This window comes from Kitasatospora sp. NPDC059803, assembly GCF_042732255.1.
In the GTDB taxonomy this organism is placed as follows: Bacteria; Actinomycetota; Actinomycetes; order Streptomycetales; family Streptomycetaceae; genus Kitasatospora.
The window spans coordinates 1-10,505 of record NZ_JBHWIJ010000302.1; the positions used below are offsets into that span (position 1 = coordinate 1).

At 74.8% G+C, this 10,505-nt stretch carries 9 protein-coding genes; 6 read left to right on the forward strand and 3 right to left on the reverse strand.

Features of this window, described 5'->3' with window-relative positions:
* Positions 1-109: 109 nt before the first annotated feature.
* On the forward strand, positions 110-1,321 hold the full coding sequence (locus ACFV6I_RS32885) for an alpha/beta hydrolase (RefSeq protein ID WP_380429309.1): 1,212 nt from the start codon (positions 110-112) through the stop codon (positions 1,319-1,321).
* 166 nt (positions 1,322-1,487) lie between these two features.
* On the forward strand, positions 1,488-2,846 hold the full coding sequence (locus ACFV6I_RS32890; RefSeq protein WP_380429311.1) for an ABC transporter ATP-binding protein: 1,359 nt from the start codon (positions 1,488-1,490) through the stop codon (positions 2,844-2,846).
* Positions 2,847-2,913: 67 nt separating this feature from the next.
* On the opposite strand, the gene ACFV6I_RS32895 is transcribed toward ACFV6I_RS32890, so the two are convergent.
* Positions 2,914-3,402: a universal stress protein gene (locus ACFV6I_RS32895; RefSeq protein WP_063346559.1), complete on the reverse strand. Its 489-nt coding sequence runs from the start codon at positions 3,400-3,402 to the stop codon at positions 2,914-2,916.
* A gap of 204 nt (positions 3,403-3,606) precedes the next feature.
* Positions 3,607-5,829 carry a potassium-transporting ATPase subunit KdpB gene (gene kdpB, locus ACFV6I_RS32900; RefSeq protein WP_380429313.1) on the reverse strand — a complete coding sequence of 741 codons (2,223 nt, stop codon included), beginning with the start codon at positions 5,827-5,829 and terminating at the stop codon, positions 3,607-3,609.
* Positions 5,830-6,211: 382 nt separating this feature from the next.
* On the opposite strand from kdpB, the gene ACFV6I_RS32905 reads away from it, so the two are divergent.
* Positions 6,212-6,415 carry a hypothetical protein gene (locus tag ACFV6I_RS32905; RefSeq protein ID WP_063346558.1) on the forward strand — a complete coding sequence of 68 codons (204 nt, stop codon included), beginning with the start codon at positions 6,212-6,214 and terminating at the stop codon, positions 6,413-6,415.
* Positions 6,416-6,465: 50 nt separating this feature from the next.
* A complete protein-coding gene (lysA, locus tag ACFV6I_RS32910) occupies positions 6,466-7,857 on the forward strand; it encodes a diaminopimelate decarboxylase (RefSeq protein WP_380429315.1) in 1,392 nt (463 codons plus the stop codon).
* Positions 7,858-7,913: 56 nt separating this feature from the next.
* On the opposite strand, the gene ACFV6I_RS32915 is transcribed toward lysA, so the two are convergent.
* A complete protein-coding gene (locus ACFV6I_RS32915) occupies positions 7,914-8,681 on the reverse strand; it encodes a maleylpyruvate isomerase family mycothiol-dependent enzyme (RefSeq protein ID WP_380429318.1) in 768 nt (255 codons plus the stop codon).
* Between the two features lie 63 nt (positions 8,682-8,744).
* On the opposite strand from ACFV6I_RS32915, the gene ACFV6I_RS32920 reads away from it, so the two are divergent.
* A complete protein-coding gene (locus ACFV6I_RS32920) occupies positions 8,745-9,683 on the forward strand; it encodes a MerR family transcriptional regulator (protein WP_380429321.1) in 939 nt (312 codons plus the stop codon).
* Positions 9,684-9,794: 111 nt separating this feature from the next.
* Positions 9,795-10,391, forward strand: a complete 597-nt coding sequence (locus ACFV6I_RS32925; RefSeq protein ID WP_380429324.1) for an isochorismatase family protein — start codon at positions 9,795-9,797, stop codon at positions 10,389-10,391.
* Positions 10,392-10,505: the final 114 nt, after the last annotated feature.

The following is a 10,505-nucleotide window of genomic DNA, read 5'->3' on the forward strand; positions in this document are numbered from 1 at the left end:
GGTCTGGCAGGCGCTCGCCGACCTGGTCGCGCAGGAACGGCGGGAGTGACGTTCGGTCCCGACCTGGCTACCCTGGGTCGCGCTGTCGGACGCGCCCCAGGGAGGCCGGATGGGACTCACCAGTCACAAGCTGCTGGCGCTGGTGGCACTGTTCGCGGTGTTCACGGTGCTCGGCACGCTCTGGGTCTGGCCCCGGCTGGCCGTCCGCAGCTGGCCCGCGGTGTTCCTGCGGCTCGGGACGATCGCCGTCACCCAGTTCGCCCTGCTGGCCACCCTCGGGCTCGCCGTCAACGACGACTTCGTGTTCTACAGCAGCTGGTCCGACCTGTTCGGGCGCGACCGTGCGACGGGCGTCATCCAGGCGGGCGGCCCGTCCGGCGGCCCGACCGCCGTTCCGTCCGGCAGCTCGCCCGTCGTTCCGTCCGGAAGCCCGACCGGCACCCCCAGCGGCACCCCGGCCGAAGTGCCCGCCGGGGTGCAGGTGCTCGGCACCGCCGAGATCACCGGCGCGGACGGGGCCGACCGCAGCCCGGCCACCATTGGGCGGCTCGACCGGGTCCGGCTGCCCGGCACCACCACCGGGCTCAGCACCGACGGGTACGTCTACCTGCCGCCGCAGTACTTCCGGCCCGGCGCCGAGGCCCGGCACTTCCCGGCCGCCCTGGTGATGACCGGCTTCCCGGGGGACGCCGCCAACCTGGTCACCAAGCTGCGCTACCCGGCGTACGAACTCGACCTGCTGCGCCGGGGGACGATGAAGCCGACCGTCCTGGTGCTGGTGCGCCCCTCTCCGTCGATGCCGCGCGACAGCGAGTGCGAGGACGTCCCGAACGGCCCGCAGGCCCAGCGCTACTTCACCACCGACGTGCCGGCCGACCTGCGCGCCTCCTACCGGGTGCTCGACGGCACCGGCAGCCTCGGCGTGATCGGCGACTCCACCGGGGGCTACTGCGCCGTCAAACTCGGCATGGTCCACCCGGAGACCTTCCCGGTGGCGGTCTCGCTGTCCGGCTACTTCAAGGCCGCCGAGGACGCGACCACCGGCGACCTCTTCGGCGGCAGCCAGCAGCGGCGCGACGAGGCCGACCTGAACTGGCGTCTCGCCCACCTGCCGATGCCCGCCCTCGCCGTCCTCCTCGCCGACAGCAAGGAGGACGGCCACGGCTACGCCGACTCCGTGGCCTTCGCCGCGGCCGCCCGCCCGCCGCTGGTGGTCGCCCAGGCCGTCGTGGAGACCGGCGGGCACAACTTCACCACCTGGACCAGGCTGCTCCCGCCGTCGCTGACCTGGTTGAGCGACCACCTGCACGACCCGCAATGACGCCGGCCGCGCGCCGGCCGCCCCCTGGTGCCGACGGCCGGACGGCGGCCGAGAACGTCGGCGGGGTGGTCACTCCTGAGCCATTGTGTGGCAGGAGGGTTGTCTGGGGGCTCAACTTCAGGGTAGGCAAACCTAAGTGATTTCGGTTCGGGGGAGGACACGCGGAATGACTGTGACCGAGAACCCGACCGCCCGGGTCGACCGGCTCGCCATCGCCCTCGCGGACGGCACCCCGCTGCTCGCCCCGGTCAGCCTCGACCTGCGCCCCGGGCGCGTGCACGCCGTCACCGGCCCCTCCGGCGCGGGCAAGACCACCCTGCTGCACGCCCTCGCCGGCGCCCTGCCCCCGGGCGCCCGGGCCACCGGGCTGGTCACCGTCCTCGGCCAGGACGTCCTCGCCCTCGCCCCCGAACCACTGCGCCGGTTGCGCCGCCACCGGCTCGCCTTCCCCGGCGCCCTCTCCGGCGGCCGGCAGCGTCGCGTCGCCCTCGCCCGGGCCCTCGCCCGCCGCCCCGACCTGCTGCTCCTCGACGAACCCGGCGCCGGCCTCGACCCCGCGCTGCGGGACGAGATCGCCGACCTGCTGCGCGAACTCGCCCGCCGGCACGGCATCGCCGTCGCGCTCGCCAGCCACGACGCCGCCTTCGTCGCCCGCTGCGCCGACGAGGTGCTCGTCCTCACCCCGGCCCGGCCCGGGGCGGGCGGCGGCGCCGTCCGGGCCGGCGCCGTCCGGGCCGGGGCGAGCCGCACGTCCGGACCGGTCGCGGCGCGCACCGCCGTCGGGCTGGCCGCGCTCGGCGTCGAAGCCCACGTCGGGTACGGGCGCGGGCGGCGCCGGATCCTCACCGGGGTCGACCTGCACCTCGCGCCCGGCAGCTGCACCGGCATCGTCGGCCCCTCCGGTGCGGGCAAGACCACCCTCGTCCGGGTCCTCGCCGGGCTCCACCCGCCCACCGGCGGCACCCTCACCCTGGACGGCGCCCCGCTGGCCGGCTCGCACCACGCCCGTACCCGCGAGCAGCGCCGCCGCGTCCAACTCGTCCCGCAGAACCCGCTCGGCGCGCTCAACCCGGCCCGGACCGTCGGCGCCACCCTCACCCGGCCGCTGCGGCTGCACCACACCACCCCGCACGAGCAGTGCCCCGGCCGGGTCGCCGAACTGCTGGCCGCCGTCGGCCTCCCCGCCGACCTGGCCGCCCGGCACCCGCACGAGCTGTCCGGCGGCCAGCGTCAACGCGTCGCCATCGCCCGGGCGTTGGCGGCCGAGCCGGACGTCCTGCTGTGCGACGAGGTGACCTCCGGGCTGGACACCGACACGGCCGCGGGCATCATGACCCTGCTGGGCCGGCTGCGCGCCGAGCGCGGGGTGGCGCTGGCACTCATCGGCCACGACCTGTCGCTGGTGCGTGAACACGCGGACGCGGTGGTGCAGTTGGGGGCGCCGACGGGTCGGGCCTGGGCCAGGGGCCCCGGACCGGCGCGCCCGGGCGCGATGGCGCCCGCCGGCTCGGCGTGGGTGAGGTGACGCGTCGAGCCGGCGGGCGGGTTCGGGGGAACTGCTGTCAGGGTCTGTCCGGCGGGATCCGCGGGATCTAGGCACGTCCCAGCAGCGGGAGCGGTGCCCCGGTGCGGGCGGGGAGTTCGAGTCGGGTCAGCAGCGCGGAGGGCGACACCTCGACCACCCGGCAGCCCGCGCGGTGGCGGCAGTGCCGGGCCACCGAGCCGTGCCGCAGCCGGTCGAACCGGCGGCGGGTGGCGGCACCGAGGACCAGCAGGTCCTCCGGCCCGGTGACGGCGCCGACCAGGGCCGGCCCGGGCTCGGCCTTGACCACCAGCGGGTGGATGACCAGGCCGGCCGGGTAGCCGCCGTAGGCCTGCTCGAAGGCGATGTCCAGCCGCCGCCGGGCGGCGTGCTCCAGTTCGGACAGCGGGCGCAGGCCGTCGCGTTCGCCCGCGTTCCACGCGGCCACCGGCACCAGCACGGCCTCGCTGCGGGCCGCCTCGCCGACGGCGTGGTAGAGGGCGGCCAGACTGCTCAGTGATCCGCTCAGGCCGACGATCACTCGGGTGGTCCCGGTCATGGCCGTTCGCCTCCGTTTCTCCGGTCGGGTGTTCCCGGTTCCGTACTCCTTGGTTCGGATGATTCCAGTGAACCCCGGAACCGGTCCGTCCGTACCGCCGCTGATGGCTCCATGACGCCGGTCGCACACTTCTTGACGTCCTTCTGACAGCTCCGGCGCGCGGCGCGCGGTGCGCGGCGCGCGGTGCGCGGTGCGCCGTGCGTCTCAGCCGAGGCCCGGCACGAACTGGATCAGCAGGTCGATCGCCTTGATGCCGAGGAACGGCAGGATCAGCCCGCCCAGCCCGTACACCCGCAGGTTGCGGCGGAGCAGGTCGGTGGCGGAGGCGGGCTGGTAGCGGACGCCGCGCAGGGCGAGCGGGATCAGCGCGACGATGATCAGCGCGTTGAAGATGATCGCGGAGGCGATCGCCGAGGTCGGGCTGTGCAGTTCCATGATGTTGAGGTGGTGCAGCCCGGGGTAGGCGTTCGCGAACATCGCGGGGATGATCGCGAAGAACTTGGCCACGTCGTTGGTGATCGAGAAGGTGGTCAACGCGCCACGGGTGATGAGGAGTTGCTTGCCGACCCGGATGATGTCGATCAGCTTCGCCGGGTTGGAGTCGAGGTCGACCATGTTGCCGGCCTCCTTGGCGGCGGGGGTGCCGGAGTTCATCGCGACCCCGACGTCGGCCTGGGCGAGGGCGGGGGCGTCGTTGGTGCCGTCGCCGGTCATCGCGACCATGTTCCCGGCGGCCTGCTCGCGGCGCAGGTGGGCGAGCTTGTCCTCGGGGGTGGCCTCGGCGAGGAAGTCGTCCACCCCGGCCTCGGCGGCGATGGCGCGGGCGGTGAGCGGGTTGTCGCCGGTGACCATGACGGTGCGGATGCCCATCCTGCGCAGCTCGGCGAAGCGCTCGGCGATGCCCTCCTTCACCACGTCCTTGAGTTCGACCACGCCCAGCGCGCGGGCGCCGTGCCGGTCGTGGACGGCGACCAGCAGCGGGGTGCCGCCGGCCTCGGCGATCCGGTCCACCAGCGGCTTGGCCTCCATCGGCATCCGCCCGCCGGAGTCCACCACCCAGCGGGCGACGGCGCCGGCGGCGCCCTTGCGGATCAGGCAGTTCGTCCCGTCGGGCCAGGTCAGGTCGACGCCGCTCATCCGGCTGTGCGCGGTGAACGGGACGGGCTGCTGCTCGCCGAGTTCGCCGGGGGCGCGGGGCGGCACCCAGTACTGACGGTTCGTCAATTCGACGAGTGAGCGGCCCTCCGGGGTCTCGTCCGCGAGGGAGGCCAACTGGGCGGCCTCGGCGAGCTGTTCGGTGCTCGCGCCGGGCAGCGGGTGCAGTGCGACGGCCCGGCGGTTGCCGTGGGTGATGGTGCCGGTCTTGTCGAGCAGCAGCACGTCGACGTCCCCGGCGGCCTCGACGGCCCGACCGGACAGGGCGACGACGTTGCGCTGGACCAGCCGGTCCATCCCGGCGATGCCGATCGCGGACAGCAGCGCGCCGATGGTGGTCGGGATGAGCGCGACCATCAGGGCGACCAGCACCACGGTGGTCTGCGGCGCGTGCGCGTAGATCGCCATCGGCTGGAGCGAGACCACCGAGAGCAGGAAGACGATGGTGAGCGAGGCGAGCAGGATGTTGAGCGCGATCTCGTTCGGGGTCTTCTGCCGGTTGGCGCCCTCCACCAGGGCGATCATGCGGTCGACGAAGCTCTGCCCGGGCCGGGAGGTGACCCGGACGACCAGGTGGTCGGAGAGCACCCTGGTGCCGCCGGTGACGCCGGTGCGGTCGCCGCCGGACTCGCGGATCACCGGCGCGGACTCCCCGGTGATCGCCGACTCGTCGACGGAGGCCACCCCCTCGACCACCTCGCCGTCCTGCGGCACGACCTCGCCGGCCGGCACCAGCACCACGTCGTGCAGCATCAACTGCTCGGCGGGGATCACCTCGTGGCGGTGGTCGCGGGTGCCGACCCGCCAGTGCAGCAGCCGCCGGGCGGTCGTCCCGGCCTGGGTGCGGCGCAGCGACTCGGCCTGCGCCTTGCCCCGGCTCTCGGCGACGGCCTCGGCGAGGTTGGCGAACAGCACCGTCAGCCAGAGCCAGAAGCCGATCACCCAGGCGAACACGCTCGGGTGGATCACCGCGCTGAGCGTGGTGAGCGCGGAGCCGGTCTCCACCACGAGCATCACCGGGTTGCGCATCATGGTGCGCGGGTGGAGCTTGCGGACGGCGGCGGGCAGGGCCTCGGTGAGCTGGCGGCGGGTGATGAGCCGGCGGCGGCCGCCGTCCGGGCCGGTCGGCCGGTGGCTCGGGTGGTGCTGCGGTTGGTGCGGCCGGTCGTTCGGCCGGTCGTGCGGGGGTTGCTCGCGGACGCCCTCCGGGCGGCGGAACCAGTCGGTTCGGGGCGTGGTGGTGTCCGGGGGAGTGAGGGCCGAACGGCGCATCGTCTCGGAAGACCTTCCGGGCCGCCCCGGGCTGCGGGGCAACGGGGCGGCGGGCTCGGTGGCGGCGGGGACGGCGGCCAGCCCACCATCGGATCCGCGCCCGCCACACGCCTCTTGACGCGGGTTTGGCGTGTGGGCGGCCGTCCTTGACGGCTCCCTGACATCCGGACCGGGTGGGCGTTCGGTGGCTCGTACGGACGTTCGGGGGCGCGTGCGGCCGTACGGGTGACGGTCGTGGCGGCGGATGTCAGGAAGGCGTCAAGGACGCCCGGCGGAGCGTAGGCCACGCGTCAAGGCCCGGTGCGATCGGCCTCCGGTGGGCATCCACTGGAACCGAGGGCCGCACACAGCGGCCCGCCCGCCCGAGCCCGAGGAGCCTCCCGTGAGCAGCACGATCGCCACCGCCGTCGACCAGTCGCCGCGCCGCCTGGTCCGCCTGGTGCCCGCCGGTGTCCGGCAGGACCGACAGGAACGGCATGAGCTTCAGGACAGCCCCGAGCCGCCCGAACCGGCGCCCGCGCCCACGGTCGGCCACGACCGCGGCCGCCCGGCGCACTGCCGGATCGCGATGCAGTTCGAGGACTGACCCCGCCCACCGCGTGCCGCAACCCCGCCCCGCCCCGTAGGAGTACCGCCATGACGCAGCTGACCGCCCCGTCCGTCCCCTCCACCGTCCCCGCCCCCACCACCGGCACCTCCACCGCCCGCCCCGACGCCCCGGCCGTCGACGCGCTCGGCGGCCCCTGGCCGGCCTCGGCGCGGCCCGGCCCCGGCGGCGACGTGCTGGTCGGCGGGGTGGGGCTGGCGGAGGCGGCCGAGCGGTTCGGCACCCCGCTGTACGTCCTGGACGAGGCCGAGGTGCGCAACCGCGCCCGGGCGTACCGGCGGGCGCTGCCGCACGCCGAGGTGCTGTACGCCGCCAAGGCGTTCCTGTGCAGCGCGATGGCCGACTGGGTGGCCGAGGAGGGCCTGGGCCTGGACGTCTGCTCCTCCGGCGAGCTGTGGCTGGCCGCCTCGGCAGGCTTCCCGGCGCAGCGGATCCTGTTGCACGGCAACGCCAAGTCCCCGGAGGAACTGCGGCTGGCCCGGCGGCTGCGGGTCGGGCGGATCGTGATCGACGGCCCGGCGGAGATCGCCCGGCTGGCCGCCCTGGTGGCCGCCGACACCCCGCAGCGGGTACTCGTCCGGGTCGTCCCGGGGATCGCCGCCGGGCACCACACGGCGGTCCGGACGGGAGTGGGCGGGCAGAAGTTCGGCTTCCCGATCGAGGGCGGCGACGCGGCCGACGCGATCGCCCGGGTGCTCGACCAGCCCGGGCTCGAACTGGCCGGCCTGCACTGCCACCTGGGCTCGCAGATCACCGAGGTCGAGCCCTACCTCCAGGCGGTGGACGCGCTGGTGCGGCTGCTCGCGGAGATCCGGAAGCAGCACGGCGTGGAACTGCCCGAACTGGACCTCGGCGGCGGCCACGGCATCCGCTACCTGCCGGGGGACGCCGAGTTCGACGTCGCCGACTTCGCCGTCCGGGTGACCGACCGGCTGGCGGTGCGCTGCGCCGAGGCGGGCCTGGAGGTGCCGCGGCTGATCGTCGAGCCCGGCCGCGCGCTGGCCGGCCCGGCCGCCGTCGCCGTGTACCGGGTGCTGTCGGTGAAGCACACCGCGGACGGCCACTGCTTCGCCGCCGTGGACGGCGGGATGAGCGACAACCCGCGCCCGGCGCTGTACGGATCGCCGTACAGCGTCCGCCTGGTGGGCCGCCGCTCGGAGGCGGGCGCGGCCCGGGTGGACGTGGTCGGCCGGCACTGCGAGGCCGGCGACGTGCTGGTGCGCGACGCCGTACTGCCCGCCGACCTGCGCGCGGGGGACCTGCTGGCCGTCCCGGCGGCCGGGGCGTACCAGCTGTCGATGGCCTCCGGCTACAACCTGGTCGGCCGCCCGGCGGTGGCCGCCGTCAAGGACGGCCGGGCCCGCCTGCTGATCCGCCGGGAGACGGTCGAGGACTTCCGCCTCCGCGAGGTCGGCCGGTAGCCGAACGCCGTCGCGCGAGAAGTCGGGCCGGCCGACTTCTCGCGCAACTCTGGCGGTTAGAACGCTGTGTGGGTCAGCCAGTGGTCCAGCAAGGCGCGGTCGCCCGTCACCGCCACCCGGTCGTCCTGCGGCGGGAGGCGGCGGGAGACCACCAGCATGAGGTCCGCCACCGCGCCCGACACCACCACGTCGGCCTCGACCGGCCCGCGCTCCCACCGCAGCGCCTCGGGCGCCCTGGTGACCACCCAGCCCTCCCCGGACCTCGGCCGGAACCCGACCCGCTCGCCCCGGCCGCGCAGCCCGGCCGCCGCCGGCCTGACCGACTCGAAGGCCGGCGTGCACAGCAGGTCGAGGTTCTCGCTGATCACGTCGGCCGCGAGGTCGTCGGCGATCTCGAACGCGGTGCCCGTCGCCGACGCGGCGTCGTAGTGATGGACGCAGGTGTCGCTCAGCTGCCTGCGGAGCCAGAACGCCGCCGGCCGTGGCCCGAAGAACGTGGGCAACTCGGTGTCCGCGCCGGTCTCCTGGACCGCGCGGACCAGGTCCTCCGCGCCCTCGCGCAGCCACCGGGCCCACCCGTCCGGGGCGCCGGGATCGGCCTGCCACGGGTCGGGGACGGGCAACTGCCCGCGCGTACGGACGAGTTCGGCCGCCCACCGGTGCTCCTGGCCGAGGTGCCCGACGAGGGTGCGCAGCGGCCACTGCGGGCAGGTGGGCACTGGGGTGTCCGGGTCCCTTCCGGCGACCGCGCGGCCTGTCTTCGCGCTCTGCTCCCGCAGTCCCTCCATGAGCCGTGCGGTGTCCAGCGTCGACGTCATCGCCATCGCGATGCTCCTCTCTCGGGGTTACCTGGATACGGTAGGAACTCCAGTCCGGTGGAGGTTCAAGTGCCTTTGCTCGATGAGACGTTGGGGATCGGCGAGCTGGCCCGGCTGACCGGCGTGCCGGTGCGCACCATCCGCTACTACTGCGACGAGGGCGTCATCGACTCGGTGCGTAGCACGGGCGGGCACCGCAGGTTCGACCAGGTGGCCGTGGAGCGGCTCGGCCTGGTCCGACGGCTGCGCAGGCTCGGGCTCGGGCTGCCCTCGATCAGGCAGGTGCTCGCCGGCGAACGCTCCGTGGCCGAGGTCGTCGCCGCCGAGCGGGCCGTGCTCGACGTGCGGCTCGCGGACCTGGCCTGGCGGCGGGCCTCGCTGCGCGCGGTCGAGGAGGCCGGACCGGCCGACCGGGCCGCCAGGCTGGAGCTGCTGGCGGCCATGGAGGGCGGGGGAGCCGCCCGTGACGCGCTGATCGACTTCTGGAGACGTGCGATGGTCGCCCCGGTGTCGGAGGCGATGCTCACCGCGTTCGTGGCGATCGCCGTACCCGAGCCGCCCGCCGACCCGACCCCGCCGCAGGTGGTCGCGTTCGCCGAGCTGTTCGCCCTGGCCGGGGACCGGGAACTGAGCCGAGGCCTGCTGGCCAGGGCGCGGGCCGGCGCCGCACTGATCGCCGACGAGGACGAGCTGGTGGGCGGGATCGGCGAGGCGTGCGCGCTGGCCCAGCCCCTGGTACGGGCGGGTGAGCCGCCCCGGGTGGGCCCCGCACTCGACCGGTTCGTCGCGGCCCACGCCTCCGTCCGCGGCGACCGCGACACCCCGAAGTTCCGAGGCCGCCTGCTGGCTTACGTGGCTGTGGACCGGGACCGGCGGATGCGCCGCTACTGGCGGCTCGTGGCCGAGGCGAGCGGGGATCCGGTCACGGTCGGCCTGTCCTACCTGTGGCTGACCGACTCCCTCGAACGCTCCGCTGCGGGCCTTGGTGGTGCTGCCGGGGTGTGCTGATCGCCGCGCCAGGCCCGTCCGGGTGAACGCCAGCCCGGGTTGCTTCGTCCACGCACCTTGAAGGCGTCAAGCTGGCCGCGAAATCCCGTACCCCCGAGGAAAGGCCGGTCGATGGCTCGCGCGCTGATCGTGGTGGATGTGCAGAAGGACTTCTGTGAGGGAGGGAGCGTCCCGGTCGGCGGGGGCGCCGACCGGGCCCGGGCGATCGCCGAGTTGGTCCAGGGCCCGGAGCGGGAGGGCTGGGCGCGGGTGGTCGCGACCCGGGACCACCACATCGACCCGGGCCCGCACTTCTCGGCGCAGCCGGACTTCCGGGAGTCCTTCCCGGTGCACTGCGTGGTCGGCAGCGAGGGCGGCGAGTTCCACCCGTCCTTCGCGCCCGCCGTCGACGCGGGCGCGGTGGACGAGGTGTTCTTCAAGGGCGCGCACTCGGCGTCCAAGAGCGGGTTCGAGGGCTTCGCGGCGGACGGCACCCGGCTCGCCGACTGGCTGCGCGGCCAGGGCGTGGACGCGGTGGACGTGGTCGGCATCGCCACCGACCACTGCGTGAAGGCGACGGCGCTGGACGCCGTGAAGGCCGGGTTCGCGACCAGGGTGCTGCTGGACTACACGGCGGGCGTGGCCACCGACACCACGGTCACCGCCCTCGGCGAACTCCGCCAGGCAGGCGTGGACCTGACGGGCACGCCGGTCGTGCTGGCCGGATGAGGTTTGCGGGGGAGAGTAGGCCCGCCCCGCACAAAGGCACAAGGGGTTCATCACAGTCGTAGTTTGGCCCCCGGGGAGGGGCGCCGCAAAACGAGACCGCCGGCGGGCGGGGGC

Excerpts from the sequence above, each read along its gene's own strand:
- kdpB (WP_380429313.1), bottom strand. The coding sequence starts at position 5,829 with ATGCGCCGTTCGGCCCTCACTCCCCCGGACACCACCACGCCCCGAACC.
- ACFV6I_RS32895 (WP_063346559.1), bottom strand. The coding sequence starts at position 3,402 with ATGACCGGGACCACCCGAGTGATCGTCGGCCTGAGCGGATCACTGAGC.
- ACFV6I_RS32890 (WP_380429311.1), top strand. The coding sequence starts at position 1,488 with ATGACTGTGACCGAGAACCCGACCGCCCGGGTCGACCGGCTCGCCATC.
- lysA (WP_380429315.1), top strand. The coding sequence starts at position 6,466 with ATGACGCAGCTGACCGCCCCGTCCGTCCCCTCCACCGTCCCCGCCCCC.
- ACFV6I_RS32885 (WP_380429309.1), top strand. The coding sequence starts at position 110 with ATGGGACTCACCAGTCACAAGCTGCTGGCGCTGGTGGCACTGTTCGCG.
- ACFV6I_RS32915 (WP_380429318.1), bottom strand. The coding sequence starts at position 8,681 with ATGGCGATGACGTCGACGCTGGACACCGCACGGCTCATGGAGGGACTG.
- ACFV6I_RS32925 (WP_380429324.1), top strand. The coding sequence starts at position 9,795 with ATGGCTCGCGCGCTGATCGTGGTGGATGTGCAGAAGGACTTCTGTGAG.